The 14,677-nt window shown below is 42.4% G+C and carries 12 protein-coding genes; 5 read left to right on the top strand and 7 right to left on the bottom strand.

All coding sequences use genetic code 11. From position 1 onward, the window contains the following. Positions 1 to 41: 41 nt before the first annotated feature. On the bottom strand, positions 42 to 917 hold the full coding sequence (locus ACTJJQ_RS09395) for an aldose 1-epimerase family protein (protein WP_048002488.1): 876 nt from the start codon (positions 915 to 917) through the stop codon (positions 42 to 44). A 239-nt stretch (positions 918 to 1,156) separates the two neighbouring features. Here ACTJJQ_RS09395 and ACTJJQ_RS09390 point away from each other — a divergent pair, with 239 nt between their 5' ends. Beyond that, positions 1,157 to 2,980 (top strand): acyltransferase family protein, encoded by a 1,824-nt coding sequence (locus ACTJJQ_RS09390; RefSeq protein ID WP_017358628.1) that lies wholly within the window; start codon positions 1,157 to 1,159, stop codon positions 2,978 to 2,980. A 95-nt stretch (positions 2,981 to 3,075) separates the two neighbouring features. On the opposite strand, the gene ACTJJQ_RS09385 is transcribed toward ACTJJQ_RS09390, so the two are convergent. The 3 genes from ACTJJQ_RS09385 to ACTJJQ_RS09375 form a co-directional block, all read right to left on the bottom strand. Beyond that, on the bottom strand, positions 3,076 to 4,347 hold the full coding sequence (locus tag ACTJJQ_RS09385) for an MFS transporter (protein WP_440600146.1): 1,272 nt from the start codon (positions 4,345 to 4,347) through the stop codon (positions 3,076 to 3,078). Positions 4,348 to 4,529: 182 nt separating this feature from the next. Further along, positions 4,530 to 5,627 carry a saccharopine dehydrogenase family protein gene (locus tag ACTJJQ_RS09380; RefSeq protein WP_440600145.1) on the bottom strand — a complete coding sequence of 366 codons (1,098 nt, stop codon included), beginning with the start codon at positions 5,625 to 5,627 and terminating at the stop codon, positions 4,530 to 4,532. Beyond that, the gene (locus ACTJJQ_RS09375; RefSeq protein WP_163116108.1) at positions 5,624 to 6,331 is read right to left on the bottom strand and encodes a class I SAM-dependent methyltransferase; all 708 of its coding nucleotides are present in this window, start codon (positions 6,329 to 6,331) and stop codon (positions 5,624 to 5,626) included. Before ACTJJQ_RS09375 ends, ACTJJQ_RS09380 begins: the two co-directional genes overlap by 4 nt. A gap of 125 nt (positions 6,332 to 6,456) precedes the next feature. Between ACTJJQ_RS09375 and ACTJJQ_RS09370 the strand changes: the two genes are divergently transcribed. Further along, a complete protein-coding gene (locus ACTJJQ_RS09370; RefSeq protein ID WP_017358624.1) occupies positions 6,457 to 7,464 on the top strand; it encodes a helix-turn-helix transcriptional regulator in 1,008 nt (335 codons plus the stop codon). 35 nt (positions 7,465 to 7,499) lie between these two features. Here the strand turns inward: ACTJJQ_RS09370 and yidA are convergent, their stop codons facing one another. Then, positions 7,500 to 8,312: a sugar-phosphatase gene (gene yidA, locus ACTJJQ_RS09365; RefSeq protein ID WP_007498032.1), complete on the bottom strand. Its 813-nt coding sequence runs from the start codon at positions 8,310 to 8,312 to the stop codon at positions 7,500 to 7,502. A gap of 311 nt (positions 8,313 to 8,623) precedes the next feature. Between yidA and ACTJJQ_RS09360 the strand changes: the two genes are divergently transcribed. Continuing rightward, entirely contained in the window at positions 8,624 to 8,983 is a 360-nt protein-coding gene (locus tag ACTJJQ_RS09360) for a MerR family transcriptional regulator (RefSeq protein ID WP_007498034.1), read from the top strand. Between the two features lie 144 nt (positions 8,984 to 9,127). Continuing rightward, positions 9,128 to 10,111 carry a Gfo/Idh/MocA family protein gene (locus ACTJJQ_RS09355; RefSeq protein WP_241511645.1) on the top strand — a complete coding sequence of 328 codons (984 nt, stop codon included), beginning with the start codon at positions 9,128 to 9,130 and terminating at the stop codon, positions 10,109 to 10,111. Between the two features lie 41 nt (positions 10,112 to 10,152). Here ACTJJQ_RS09355 and ACTJJQ_RS09350 read toward each other — a convergent pair whose 3' ends face one another. Next, complete coding sequence (locus ACTJJQ_RS09350) at positions 10,153 to 11,667, bottom strand: methyl-accepting chemotaxis protein (RefSeq protein WP_171465931.1); 1,515 nt, start codon at positions 11,665 to 11,667, stop codon at positions 10,153 to 10,155. Between the two features lie 318 nt (positions 11,668 to 11,985). Here ACTJJQ_RS09350 and ACTJJQ_RS09345 point away from each other — a divergent pair, with 318 nt between their 5' ends. Continuing rightward, positions 11,986 to 13,323 (top strand): amino acid permease, encoded by a 1,338-nt coding sequence (locus ACTJJQ_RS09345; protein WP_440600144.1) that lies wholly within the window; start codon positions 11,986 to 11,988, stop codon positions 13,321 to 13,323. A 218-nt stretch (positions 13,324 to 13,541) separates the two neighbouring features. Here the strand turns inward: ACTJJQ_RS09345 and ACTJJQ_RS09340 are convergent, their stop codons facing one another. Further along, the gene (locus ACTJJQ_RS09340) at positions 13,542 to 14,642 is read right to left on the bottom strand and encodes a DNA alkylation repair protein (protein WP_440600186.1); all 1,101 of its coding nucleotides are present in this window, start codon (positions 14,640 to 14,642) and stop codon (positions 13,542 to 13,544) included. Between the last annotated feature and the right edge of the window lie 35 nt (positions 14,643 to 14,677).

Below are 14,677 nucleotides of genomic sequence, written 5' to 3'. Positions count from 1 at the left end.
CTCTATCATAACAAATTGTTCACTTCACCATGCACAAATGTTCATTTAAAGAAAATGGTGTAAGCTGCGTGAAAGGTCTCTTGCTTCTCTAAGGTTTGAATGCCGAATTTCTCCTTATACTGCCCATTTGTCCCTTCCATATCAGCGATCCCATACCAAGGCTCAATACAAACAAAAGGAGCCATTGTTCCCTTTTCTTGATCATATGGAGACCAAATACCAACGAACGGAAAACCACTGAGATCGACCTCAACGCCGTGACCTGCTTGAGAAATCAATGATACTTGATCAATATGACTAAAGATCATTGCATCGTTCTGAAAAAGTTCTGGGCGAAGTTGAATCGGCTCAAACTCAACACCTTTCTCCTTCTCTCTCACAAGTGAATCATGAAGTTCATATTGGACTGGATCATGTTCGGTGGAAGGTGCCAATGTGAGTGAATAATCAGCTGTCTGCTCGCCTTCAACAAGCGGGACATGAAATGCCGGATGCCCGCCAATCGAGAAATACATCGTGCCATCTCCTTCATGAACAATTTCCCAGGAAATCGTTAGTCCATTTTCCGACAGTGCATAACTGATGCGCGCTGTAAATTCATACGGATATTGTGACGTGTGACGGCCATTTGATTGATATTGAAAAACCACCTGATCTTTTGCTTCTTCAAATAGTTCAAAATCAACATCACGCAAAAATCCATGCTGCGAGAGTTGATACGTTTGATCGTCTATCTTGTATTGATCATCCTTCAACCGTCCGACAATCGGAAATAAGACGGGCGACACCCTGCCCCAATAAGCAGGGTCACCAGACCACATATATTGACGTCCACTTTCTTTATGAAGCACCTCTCTCACCTCGGCACCTCTCTCATTGATTTGAACCAATAACAGATCATTTTCAATCGTTCTCATTCAACACATCCCCTTTCCTTCTTCTTTTATTATGACAGGGATTTTCGGTTTGAGTATAAAAATAAGAATCCCTCAAGCCTTAGAATAATTCTTCATATAAAAAAATTTTAAAAAAGACAGAAATTCGCCAACAAAATGTAATGCTGATTCGTCTAATCTTATATAAAATAAAAGAATCGTTGTTCTTTTGGAGTGACAACAAAAAAGACGCGTTTGACATTGATGGGGGATTCTTTTTCATGAACAGCAAGGAAAACCGTTTACGTTACATATTAGGATTAGATGGGCTGAGAGCTGTTGCCGTATTGGCGGTCATTGCTTATCACTTACATATTGAACCCGCAAGCGGCGGGTTTCTTGGCGTTGATTTGTTTTTTGTGATTTCTGGTTACTTGATTACAACCATCTTGCTGCATAAGCAGGATTTGGGCTATCAAGAGCTTCTGCCTTTTTGGATGGGCCGCATCAGAAGGCTGCTTCCAGCTGCCTACGTCATGATTTTTTTAATCGTCAGCTGGTGCGCCATTGCTGGTTCAAATGCATTAATGTCCATTCGTGGCGATGCCTTATCGTCCTTTTTTTATGTGAGTAACTGGTGGTATATTTTTCATCAGCTCTCTTACTTCGATAGCTTCAATGCTGTATCTCCACTAAAAAATTTATGGTCTTTGGCGATTGAAGAGCAATTTTATCTCATTTGGCCTGTACTGTTGATTGCTGGACTGAAATGGGTGAAAAATAGATCCCATCTTCCTATGATCACCTTTGGTCTGGCACTTGTATCTGCGTTATGGATGGCCATACTCTATTCACCGGATACTGACCCAAGCAGGATCTATTATGGAACAGACACACGTGCGTTTGCACTCCTCATCGGGTGCAGTCTTGCATTTGTCTGGCCCATGCACAGACTTTCCAGCAGAAAGTTACTTCCTGTCGGCAGACGTATGTTACAAATAGCCGGATTCGGTTCGATGGTCATTTTCCTCTTATGTGTTTATGCAGTCGACGAATTTGACGGCTTTCTCTACCAAGGCGGTATGCTTTTATTCTGTTTGAATGCAGCGATCTTAATTGCGTGTGTCTGCCATCCTGCCAGTCTTATTGGGAAATGGCTGTCTTTTCAACCACTCGTTTGGCTCGGAAAGCGGTCTTATGGCATCTACTTATGGCATTATCCAATTATCGTGCTGACCACACCGGTCATTGAGATTGGACAGCCTTCCATAGGACGTGTCACATTGCAGCTCATCGCAATTCTACTCATATCAGAGGCTTCCTATCGTTTGATCGAACAGCCGATTCGTAAACTCGGGTTTAGACACTATTTTGCCTCTTGGTCGATTTGGAAAACAGGAATCAAGCAATGGTCTATGTCCAACAAAGTGTTTCTTGGGATTGCCGCAGTCCTTTTGATTTTATTTACCATTGGCATGTCTAGCTCGTCTCATACATCCCCACATGCCAAGGAAGTAACACAAATTAAGACAGCGCCCCAAAAGGCAGGCGGTCAGACAGAATCAAAAGTGAAGAAAAAGAAAGACAAACATGAGAAAAAAGCAGCGGATCCTAAACAATTTAACCAAGTTCTTGCCATTGGTGATTCCGTCATGTTAGACATTGCTTCAAATTTAGAAAAGGCCTATGAACCCATCACCATTGACGCAAGGGTCGGAAGGCAAATGAACGAAGCCATCCGCATCGCCCCTCAATATGCTTCTTTTAACAAGGCTGATGCCGCTGTTATTATTGAGCTTGGCACAAATGGTTATTTTACAGAGGGGACTTTGACCTCATTCATTCAACATTTCTCGAAGGCTCATATTTTTCTTGTGAACACTCGCGTTCCAAGATCTTGGGAAAATGATGTGAATGCAGTCATTGAGCGTGTGGCCAATCAACATCACAATGTGAGCTTAGTCGATTGGCATTCAGCCGCTACCGGACAGCCATCCTATTTTCAGCCAGATGGTGTTCACCTTTCCACAAAAGGCTCTGACACATTGACTGAGCTCATTAAAGCCAGTATCAAGAAAAAAGGAGATGTGTCCTCAGCATCATAAGAAGACTAGAATCCTGTGAAGAGAGATTCAAAAAAGACATGCTTTCCTATGATTGGAGGCATGTCTTTTTTGTGATGGATGAGCACAGAGCTGCATTATGTTTTACTTTTAAAAGACCAAATGATGACAGGGATGAGAATTAATGATAAAATTCCTCCACTTAAAGATAATGTAGCATAACTCGTATTCGCAACGACCATTCCTGAAAGGGCACCGCCAGAAGCACCTGCTAACGCAACAAAAACATCGAGTGTTCCTTGGGTTTTTGCCCGGGTTGATGGTTCTGTAGCATCCACTATTTGAGCAGTACCACTAATTAAACCAAAATTCCATCCCAATCCAAGTAAAGACAAAGCAATGATTAATAGAATCATTGAATCACTTGGTGCGAATGCGGCTAATAAACCAGCAAATAACAATGTGATGCCCGACGCTATGCTCATAGCTGTTCGTCCTAGTTTATCTACAAGTACACCCGTGATAGGTGAAGGAAGATACATGGCCCCTATGTGAAAACCAATCACAATGCCCACTTCGGCTAATCCATGACCATGATGCTGCATATGCACCGGTGTCATGGTCATGAGTGCCACCATGACAATTTGAGTTAAGATCATCACTGTGGCACCTACTGTAAGCCCTTTTTTATCTGTTTTTTTATCAGCAGCATCTGCTTTATTTCCATGCCCATGTTCTGCTTTGTAAGTTGCTATTCTTCGGGCAATGTCTAATGGATCAGGACGCAGCAGAATAAAAAGAACAAGACCAGCTACAATAAATGCTGCTGCTGATAAAATAAAAGGACCGGCAAGTGCTGGAACACCAATGGACACTGCAAATTTACCCATCACTTCAACTAAATTCGGACCTGCTACTGCTCCAAATGTTGTCATGACCATTGTTGTACTAATGGCAGTTGCACGCTGTTTAGAATTCGCTAAGTCCGTCCCAGCATAACGCGCTTGTAAGTTCGTTGATGTTCCTGCGCCATAAATGAAGAGCGATGCAAATAATAAAATGACACTATTCATCATAGCTGCCAGCACAACGCCAATTGCTCCGAGCCCTCCAGCAACAAAACCTGTCGATAAACCGATGCGTCGTCCATAACGTTGCGAAAGCTTTCCTACAATGAAAGCTGACCCAGCTGACCCCAAAGTAAATAAAGCGATTGGGACTCCTGCATAGGCTTCAGTTCCAAGCATTTGTTGCGCTAAAATGGCACCTACTGTAATTCCTGCAGCTATTCCAGCTCCTCCAAATATTTGCGATAGACTGACAACGAACAATACTCGTTTATATAATTTTTTCAATTTTTGGGGTGAATCTATATAATTCCTCACTACATCTTGTTCTGTATCTAACACTTGTAAACACCCACTTGAGATTTATTTGCCCAATGTAACCATTATATCAGCTCCGACTACAACACTTGATTGCCTTTCGGCCATTTACATGGAGAGCAAGCTGTTGTTTTCGAATCATGAATAAAGCGCCCACATGACTGACCTGTTCTTTTGAGCTGATGCGTATCTTTTGTCGTTTTCTTTTATGCCGTTAAAAGGCTGGCTCTCAATGCTAATGCGTGCTTTTCCTTCGTTTTTTGATCCACCAACGCAAAATTACCATTCTCATACGCTAATGAAAATAATTCTTCGATATGAAAAACACCTGCCTGAAACTGCTTGCTCAATACATGCAGTGCCGCAGCACTGGCGACTTGAGCCGTTGCTTGAGACTCATCGCGACCTTTTATTCCAAGCGCTGCTTGATGAATTTCGTTACCCTTCAATCCTACCGCTTCCACTTTCACTGCATATTGATCTGTACCCATTTGAGCAGATTGAATTAGTGAAATGGCTCGTTCCTTGATTTTCGGCATCGTGAGAAGGGACGTCATTCCGAGTTTCCTTGTGAGAGCAAATGCACGTGTCGCTACACCAGAATCAAAACAGAGCCTTGTTGTCACAGAAGGCACATGGAGCGTTGAAGGCAATGTTTGCTGGTCAGAGAAAGGAAACTGATAGGCTTGCCGCTTTCCAAGCGTTTTGCCAAAATCAATGCGTTTCCCTCCAGTAAAACTTTTGACTTTCTTTCGCTGATGATTCTTCGTCAGCTCATAATCCGTATGCACATGATCAAGCGTCCATTCAATAGCTGCTTTTCCATGCTGGTCACCTAGCCCAAGCATGATACTAATATCAATTTGCTCCACAGAGGTCAGAATAGATGCCGCCTTCGCTGCAAGCAAATTGGTGAGACCAGGTGCAAGACCTACGCTCAGCACAGCCGTTGCGTTCAATTGCTGTTGATGGACCTTTGCTAGCTTCTCAATATAGGCTCCTTTTGCCGAAATATCGAGATAATCAATACCTGATCGTAAGCATGTTTCAGCAAATGACGTGTCATCTTGATCAAGACACATGATCACGAGTTTCGTTTCATCCATCCAGTCCGTATCCACTGGTTGTCTTACGTCTATCTGAAATGGATGTACACGCCCATTCGTTTGGCGTGCAAATTGTTCAGCCTTCTCATAACTTCGGCCAGCCGCAAAGACTTGCCCAGGATACACGTCACTTAATTGAAGACATATTTGCTGCCCCACATGTCCATAACCGCCTATCACCATCACTTTTGACCTCATTTTCCAACCGCCTTTCTATCGCCTCTTTTACAAACAATCCCTTTGATCATGCCCGCTTGAAAATAAGGTCTGATGTCTTGAAATCCTGCTTCGGTTAATTGTGCTGTCATCTTTTCTTCAGACACGGGATATGTTGTGACACCCAGCCTTTCTCGGAAGGACGTAAACACTTCCTTTCCCAAGCCTTGACGCTTCATGAATAGAGAAAGCATATGAAGCTCCTGCTGAAATGTCGGCGTTTCCGGGTCTCCTTGAATAAACGCCAACACGAGTGGTGCCCCTGGTTGAAGCCGGCGGGCGATCTCCTGTAAAAAGGTCAGCTGATCTTTTACAAAATGAATGACAAGCAAACTTACTGCTGCATCGTACGACTTTTCAACCGGCACTTTGTCTAAGGCCATCTCATACCATGTGACACGATCTTGCATATGAAGCTGTGCCACTCTGCGCTTGGCCATCTCAAGCATAGTTGGAGATGGATCAACCCCTGTGATATGCCAGTCTTTATTTCTTTGAAGCATGTTGATAATCTCTTCGCCCCCACCTGCTCCGACTGTTAACATGCGAGAAGCCGCTCCCATTAATTCGATTTCTACTCTATCCACTGTCAGCTCATGCAAAAGATGATAGCCCGGTACTTTATGTGCAATTGTCGCTGCATAGGATTCAGCAACAGGATCATGCCAATGTTGATTTACACTCATATGTCTTCTCCTCCAGTTTCCGCTTTGCTTCGTTTCCTTTACACTAACGGTATGTTATCTTCATTGTAAGAAGATAGATGAGAAAAAACGATCCCTAAAAGTAGGGATATTGAGGAGGAGATCAAATGAACAATCCAGCCGCTCATTTTCAGCAGCTGAGAAAAAGCATTCGAGATGAACTTGCTGCTATCTGTGATTTTGATGCTGCCTGTATCACAACCATTGATCCAGCTACTCTCCTCTCGACGGGTTCTTTTACAGATGAACCGATTGAAGCCATACATAACGAGCTGTTTCAAAATGAATATTTAAAAAAAGATGTGCACCAGCATGAAGATCTAGCGAAAGGTCCTGTCCACGTTGCCAGTCTCGTCCAAAGCGGAGAATACCTCAATAGTGGTCGATACCAGCACATTTTGTTGCCTAACGGATGGGCAGATGAATTGCGGGCAGCCCTTGTGATTCAAGGTGAATGCTGGGGAATCGCCAGCCTTTATCGGAAAAAGGAGAAGGAACCTTTTCATGAACAAGATATACAAGCGGTTAGTCGCCAAACACCAGCACTCGCAGCCAAGCTGAGAGATGAACTTTTTAAAAGAAGAGAAACGGAAGAAGATGAAACGGCGGAACACCAAGGCTTCCTCATTCTTTCACACGATTACCATCTTCTTTATGGAAATGAAACCGGTCTTCATTGGCTCCACACCTTCCAAACCTTTGAGCAAATTCATGACGGTGCCATCATGCCCCGTCCGTTTAGAGCATTAGGTGCTAAGCTTTTATATGGCGGCGGTGACCAAACAGCGGTCAGCATCACCAGAATGCCGACAGGGCGTTTTCTCTCTCTTCAAGCATTTCGTTTAGCACAAGCAGCCGGGCAGGAAGAGGCTGTCATGATTCATATTAAACGAGCTCAAACAAGTGACATCCTTCCTTATATAGCGAAAACATATCGGCTAACAGAAAGAGAAATGAACGTCCTTGACTGCTTAATAAAAGGACAATCCACAAAAGAAATTGCCAGTACGTTATTTATCTCGCCTCATACGGTGCATGATCATGTAAAGGCGATGCTCGAAAAAACAAATTTGAACAGCAGACGTATGCTTGTTTACTTTTTCTCACACATATAAAAAAGCGGCTACCTCATTGGTAGACCGCTCTTTCTTTATTTTCCGATGACTCGCTCATGCAAGATATGTGCGACTCCTGCTTCGTTATTGGATTTTGTCACAACATCCGCAACTGCTTTGACATCTTCAATGGCATTTCCCATCGCAACGCCACAGCCCGCAAATTCTAGCATCGACACGTCGTTCCCATTGTCACCAATCGCCATCACTTCTTCACGAGAAATCCCCAGTTCATGCGCTAGAAGCTTCACTGCATTCCCTTTGCTCACATCAGGATGAAGAATTTCTAGGAAGAAATCTGTGCTTTTTACCATCATGTACTGATCCTTCACTTCAGATGGAATGGCTTGTATCGTCTTTTCCAAACGTTCCGGCTGATCAATATACATCATCTTCGGAAGTCTCATGGATGGGTCTGCCTCTTCGACAGGTAAATACTTAAGCGGCAATTTCGTTAAATACGATTCAAGTACCGTGTATTCACTAATATCCCGATTTGGTGTGTATAGATGAGCCGAATCGAAATAATGCATAGGTGTATCCAGCTGACGGCTCAGTTCATATAAAGAAGTCAAATCATCATAGGATAAAGTTAATTCTGATACGACTTCATTTGTATGGCTGTTTTGTACAAGCGCTCCATTATAGGCGATGACATAATCCCCCTCTTGATCAAGCTGCAGCTCTTTTAAATAGCGATGCACCCCGCCAATCGGCCGGCCTGTACATAAAACAATTTTAACGCCTTCTGCCTTCGCCTGTTGAATGGCTTCAAACACCTCATCCGGCACCATATGCTGATCATTTAATAACGTACCATCCATATCAATTGCGACTAATTTATACATTCACTGCTCCCCTTTTCTCAGCAAAACGTGCTGTCACTATTTTGAGTGATCATCTACATGATCACATGCTGTTCATCATACTATGTACCTATTTTAGCCTATCGTTTTTTTCTCACACTGTCTACTTGTTCATATCTGTAACAAAAAATCACTTCATCCTCATCTATTATAACCTATTCTATGAAATCCGCTGTGAATAGAACAGACCTCTCATTTTAACAGTATGAAAAGGAACAAATGTTCATCGGAGAATATTTTGAAACTAGCAAATCTAATTGTATGATGGATAGCAAAGAAAGGAGGTGCAGGGAATGATTACATTTACGAGAGGAAAATTGTCAAAAATGTCTGGTGTACATATTGAAACCATTCGTTTTTATGAAAATGAGGGTGTGCTCCCCGAGCCTAAGAGAGCACATAACGGCTATCGTTTATATGATAAAAAATATGTACTCATGCTATCCTTTATCACTGAAGCAAGAAAGCTAGATTTTTCACTCAAAGAAATTCGAGAAATTATCACGTCACTATTCGAGAAACAGTCGAAAACAGAAGCGGAACAGCTGCTCGAACAAAAAGTAGAAGATATTCAAAAATCCATTCAAGAGTTAAAAAAGAGGAAGGCGGCCATTCAACTGTTAACGAAACAAACATTAGCTAACATTAGTTAATTGTAGAGGCTGCCAAAGATGTGCCGGTATTTTTTACTGGCACCCCTCTGCGCCTAGCTGTTAAGTACACGTTGGATGAAAACATCAGGTATACTAGAGACAGCTTGACGTGACATCATTCGCATGAAAGGGGTTATGAATAGAATGAGAATAGCAACCATTGGAACAGGTGTGATTGTGGAAGGTTTCCTCCAGGCAATTGAACAGCTTGAAGGTGCTTCTTGCCACGCTGTCTATTCAAGAAAGGAAGCTACGGCAAAGAAACTCGCAGATCAATTTGGGGTGCAAACGACTTATACGGATTTAACCGCTATGTTCGAAGATCCCCACATAGAAGCGGTATATATCGCATCACCCAATCGTTTACATAGCGAGCATGCCACGGCTGCATTGAAACACGGAAAACATGTGATTTGCGAAAAGCCTTTTACCTCTAATGTGAAAGAGCTAGAAGCCTTAATCGCTCTCGCAAAGGAAAAGCAGCTCTTCCTATTTGAAGCCATTACGACCGTTCATATGCCCAACTATCATTTAATCAAAAAACACCTTCATCAATTAGGCAGAATCAAACTCGTTCAATGCAATTACAGTCAATATTCAAGTAAATATAATCAGCTGCTCGCCGGGGAAACGCCGAATGTCTTTAACCCAGAGTTTTCTGGCGGTGCCCTCATGGATATTAACATTTACAATGTTCATTTCATTATGAATCTATTTGGTTCACCGAAAGACGTTCGTTACCAGGCCAACCGCCATCCAAACGGCATCGACACATCTGGTGTATTAACTTTTACTTACAATGATTTCATCGCCACAAGTGTTGGCAGCAAAGATACAAGCAGTATGAATTTCGCTTTGATTCAAGGGGAAAAAGGGTTCCTGCATGTGAAAAATGGTGCGAATGGCTGTGAGGAAGTGTTGCTGCATATAGGAGACCAAGTCACTTCACTCAATGCACAAACCAATTCAAACCGCCTGTTTTATGAAGCAGAAGCATTTCAGCATATCATTGAAACAGGAAATGTCGAAAAGTGTTATGAATGGCTTGATGACAGTCTTTCTGTCATGAAGGTTCTTGAAGACGCTAGGAAAGACGCCGGTATTGTTTTCCCAGCAGATCATGCTTAAATAAAAAAACCGCCTTCTGATGAAAAGGCGGTTTTTTGGCATTAGATACTCTTTGAATATGCCACCAGACGCTGAGACATATGATTCACTTCATCAACTGAAGCGTTCACTTGCTCTGTCAAAGCAGCCTGTGTTTGCGTAAGAGCTGTCATATTGGAGATATTTTCAAGAATTTGATCGATTTGTGTTTTCATTTCAGTTAAACTAGATTCGATATTTTCTGTCGCATTGGCACTATGAAGCGCTAGCTTACGCACTTCATCGGCAACGACTGAGAAACCGCGGCCCTGCTCGCCTGCTCTTGCTGCTTCAATTGCGGCATTCAAACCAAGCAGATTCGTTTGGTTTGCCACTTCTTTGATTAAGTCTGAAATGTTCTTCGTCTCATCTGCACTGTTTTTCGCCAAATTAGCAGCAGATGTTGACTGCTCTTGGGCGACAGCAAGCTCTTGTGCTTGGTTTGTTACAGAACTGATACCAGATACCATTTCACTAATAGAACTTGAAAGCTGCTCTACTTGGGAAGCCATTTCATTGGCTGTTTTTTCTTTATTTTTTTCTAACGTAATATCACGAATCGTTCCTGCGACACGTAAAGGGACACCCTTCTCATCACGAATGGTTTCACCACCCGCATGATACCAGCGGTACTCGCCATTTTTACTCTGCAATCTATAATCAATGTCAAATGGTGTACGGCCAGAATGGTCATTTAAGTGATCCGCAAAAGCTTGGAGAGCCGATTCTTTATCTTCAGGATGCAAACGATCACTCCAGCTGCTCAACACGTTCGGGAAATCCTTTTCATCTGTAAAACCAAGCGTTTTTCTAAACTGTGGAGACCACCAGAATTCATTGTTTGGATTGACAGGATCGCCAGCCTCTACAACCATATCCCAAGGCGCTTCCACAAGCGCACGGTTGATCAAGTCATATCTTGTCACGAATGCTTGCAGCTCTTCTTCTTTCAATTTCTGATCATGAATATCAAAAAGAGCCCCTGCCACACGAAGAGGTACCCCATTTCGATCTCGAATCGTCGTTCCAGTTGCTTTGAACCAGCGATACTCGCCATTTTTCAACATCAGACGATATTCGATATCATACGGTGTACGGCCAGAATGATCCAATAAATGCGTAGAGAATGCATTCAAGGTGTATTCCTGCTCATCTGGATGAATTCGAGATGCCCAGCTGTCTAAGACATTCGGAAAATCGTTTTCATTTTGGAAACCTAGCATTTTGCGGAAATCATCCGTCCATGTGAATTCGTTTTTTGGATTCACAGGATCTCCTGCTACAACCGTCATATCCCATAGACCCACTTGAATGGCTTTTGTCACTAAATTCATACGCATATGAATATCTTCTTGCGCTTCTTGCATCTTTTGCAACGCTTCATTTATTTGAGCAACTGCTTCTATTGTTTGACTAGAAGAGAATGCAGCAGTATCAATTCTGGCTGAAAAATCTCCCTTCTCAATTCGTTCAACTAATTGACTGCTTTCACTAAGAAGGGCCCCCGACGATGAATCACTTGCTTTTCTCATAAACATCTTCAATAACTCCTTTCATTCTTCCATACTTTTTTGAAATATTTTACAGTTATAAATAATTCTTTATTAGGACTTTAGTAATACAAAAGATATATCGACAAAAACTGAAAATTGTTTATGTCAGAATGAAGGCAAATGATCATTTTTTCACGAAGTTTCAGATTTTGGGGATGGGTCATGGAAAGGATTTATGGAAGAAAACGGCTCATTTGATAGAATCAACCGCCTATTTTGTCTGAAAAATCTCTTTTTTTATATTGACACTGACCGCTCGAAAAAAGAAAATGGAACATAAGCATTTTAAAAAAGGAGAACGTCATGAGCGCGAATCAGGAACAACACGAATTAAAAAAGCTTTTATCGCCGCGTCATATTCGCATGATTGCGATGGGCGGGGTCATTGGTACAGGAATCTTTAAAGGAAGTGCCGATACAATCGGCTTAGCAGGTCCTGGAGTTATCTTTTCCTATGTATTTGCTGGATTGCTTCTTCTCATTGTCATGGCGGCTTTAGCTGAAATGGCCATCGTCTACCCGGGGAATAACCTTCGCGACCTCATACAGATTGCGCTTGGTCAACGTTTTTCATTTGTTGTCGGATGGGTTTACTGTTTTATGTGGCTCACTGTATGTGTCATTGAAATCATTGCAGCGGGGAGTTTGCTTCAATATTGGATGCCAAACGTACCATTATGGTCTTTATGTTTACTTTGCTCGCTCTTAGTCATCGGAATTAATTTAAATAATGTAAAATACTTTGGTGAAATTGAGTTTTGGTTCGCTGGAATGAAGATTTTCGTTATTATTGTGTTTATTCTTCTCGGTGCTGCATTATTATTTGGAATCATTCCGAGCGAACAAAGCACGCCTGTTCTCACCAATTACCAAAACTTTGTCCCGAACGGATGGGGTGCTGTCTTTGCCTCATTATTAGTGGTGATCTTCTCGTATGGAGGCTCTGAATTGATCGGGCTGACCATTACAGAAACAAAGGATGCAGAAAAGGTATTACCTGGTGTTGTCAAAAGTATGATGTGGCGCATCATCTTGTTTTACACACTGCCGATTTTGATTATTTGTGGACTCATTCCTTGGAATCAAATTGATCCGAATAACAGTCCTTTTGTCCAAGTCTTTTCAGCAGCTGGCATGCAAGGTGCCTCTCACTTCATTAATTTCGTCTTAATTACAGCCGTTCTATCTGCCGCCAACTCTGGTATTTACGGCACGACGAGAATGATTCATTCTCTATCTAAATCAGACGGCGGTCCAAAAAAGCTGGCACAGGTCAACAAAAGAGGTGTACCTATTTTAAGTTTATGGGTGACTGTTCTGTTTCTTTTAATCGGAACATTCTTTGCTTACTTGTACCCAGATCAAATTTTCAGCTATATGCTGGCTATCCCTGGTTTTGCGGTCTCTCTTATTTGGATTAGCATCTGTCTGGCTCATTTGAAACTGCGTCCAAGATATCCGCAGGAGCCGTATTTCAAAGTTTGGTTATTCCCGTATTTCACTTTATTTGCTGGTCTTGTACTCAGTGTCAGTTTTGTTCTGTTCCTATTCAGACCAGAGAACTTACCTAGCTCGATTATCAGTATCAGTTTCTTAGCAGCCGCCATCATTGCTTCATTCTTAATGAAAAAGAAAGCTTAGAAACGCAAGCAAAACCCGCCTCAGTGGCGGGTATCAGATTGTTGATAAAGGGCTAAAATGAACTTGATTTTAGCCCTTTGTCTTCTTTTCAGCGTGATAGAAAACCTTTGCAGTCTAGGAAGGACGAGTACTGGCGCGGAGCGAATGTGACATTCGTGAGCACCAGCACGCAGGACTGACACCGAATGCGAGGGTTTGTCTACACGCTGAAACCCGCCTCAGTGGCGGGTTTTTTCATGAGCAGCTGCTGTGACTTCGAAATCAACAGACGCTTTTGGGATGCCGTTGATGATGATGGTTAATGTATGAATGCCCTCATAGTGCTTTCTCGTTGTCATATTTTGAAACGACTGTGACCGGACAAATTCTCTATACAGCGCCGATTCTGTTTCAAATTCTGTGATTTTAAATACCTTTTGATTGCGTGTACCACGAGCTTTCACGTAATCAATGGCATACTCTACGCGCAGCTTTAATGGCTTATCAGTTTGAAGAATAAAATGAAACGTCAGCTTCTCTCCAATATGAATGGGGTCTTGCGTCACCTTCAAATCCGTTACTTGGATAGACGGATCATCTCCATAGCCAAATAAAGCCATGATATCTGGATCGCCTTTTTTCAATAACGTACGGGATGCATGTTTGACAATCCAGTTTGTATGTTCATTGGTTCCATACCAGCTTTTGACCATTTGCTTCATGAGGTCTGGCTGAATTGCAGAAATATCATTTAAATGATTCGCTACACTTTTTTGCACATACTTGGCCGAATCTGACTTCAAATTTTCTAGAATGGGCAGCGTGACAGAAGGGTCCTTTTTCAGCGCAGGGATGGATAATCCCCACGGCAAACGAGGCCTGCACCCTTCACTAGCGAGACGGCGAATATGTTCATTTTGATCCTGTGACCACACAAGCATCTGCGTCAGCATTTTCTCTTGATCTTGAATGAGAAAAGGTCGAACGGCAAATTCAGCAGTGGAAAACGGTGTAAAGAATTCAAGTGCTTTGATCGAGATATCCCAATGGTCAACACCATATATCTCGACGTAGTCTGGAAATACGAGCGCACTGAGCCCTGTAAAATGCGGTGCTGTCTGACGCAGTACATCGATTGCCTTCTCATAATCCTCAGGCAGACAGGCGTGCATCGATTCAGTCACTCTTCTCATTCGTCCTTTTAACTCCAGCTGCTCCCAATCCTCTTGAAACACGAGCTGCTGAAAGTGATCAGCATCAAATACAGTTGACGCTTGCACAAGTTTTTCTGCTAAATGTTGAATAAATGGTTCATTATATACATGTTTTAAAGGTTCGATCGTGTCCGCCTCCCATAGCTCAATATCATTATTTT

The sequence above is a fragment of the Bacillus sp. 22483 genome (assembly GCF_052044605.1).
Lineage (GTDB): Bacteria > Bacillota > Bacilli > Bacillales > Bacillaceae > Bacillus > Bacillus altitudinis.
This window is presented reverse-complemented; position numbering and strand designations above follow the sequence as displayed.

What these genes read in the sequence shown, in the direction of transcription:
- ACTJJQ_RS09355 (WP_241511645.1), top strand. Translation starts at nt 9,128, where the DNA reads ATGAGAATAGCAACCATTGGAACAGGTGTGATTGTGGAAGGTTTCCTC.
- ACTJJQ_RS09390 (WP_017358628.1), top strand. Translation starts at nt 1,157, where the DNA reads ATGAACAGCAAGGAAAACCGTTTACGTTACATATTAGGATTAGATGGG.
- ACTJJQ_RS09375 (WP_163116108.1), bottom strand. Translation starts at nt 6,331, where the DNA reads ATGAGTGTAAATCAACATTGGCATGATCCTGTTGCTGAATCCTATGCA.
- ACTJJQ_RS09360 (WP_007498034.1), top strand. Translation starts at nt 8,624, where the DNA reads ATGATTACATTTACGAGAGGAAAATTGTCAAAAATGTCTGGTGTACAT.
- ACTJJQ_RS09370 (WP_017358624.1), top strand. Translation starts at nt 6,457, where the DNA reads ATGAACAATCCAGCCGCTCATTTTCAGCAGCTGAGAAAAAGCATTCGA.
- ACTJJQ_RS09350 (WP_171465931.1), bottom strand. Translation starts at nt 11,667, where the DNA reads ATGTTTATGAGAAAAGCAAGTGATTCATCGTCGGGGGCCCTTCTTAGT.
- yidA (WP_007498032.1), bottom strand. Translation starts at nt 8,312, where the DNA reads ATGTATAAATTAGTCGCAATTGATATGGATGGTACGTTATTAAATGAT.
- ACTJJQ_RS09345 (WP_440600144.1), top strand. Translation starts at nt 11,986, where the DNA reads ATGAGCGCGAATCAGGAACAACACGAATTAAAAAAGCTTTTATCGCCG.
- ACTJJQ_RS09395 (WP_048002488.1), bottom strand. Translation starts at nt 917, where the DNA reads ATGAGAACGATTGAAAATGATCTGTTATTGGTTCAAATCAATGAGAGA.
- ACTJJQ_RS09380 (WP_440600145.1), bottom strand. Translation starts at nt 5,627, where the DNA reads ATGAGGTCAAAAGTGATGGTGATAGGCGGTTATGGACATGTGGGGCAG.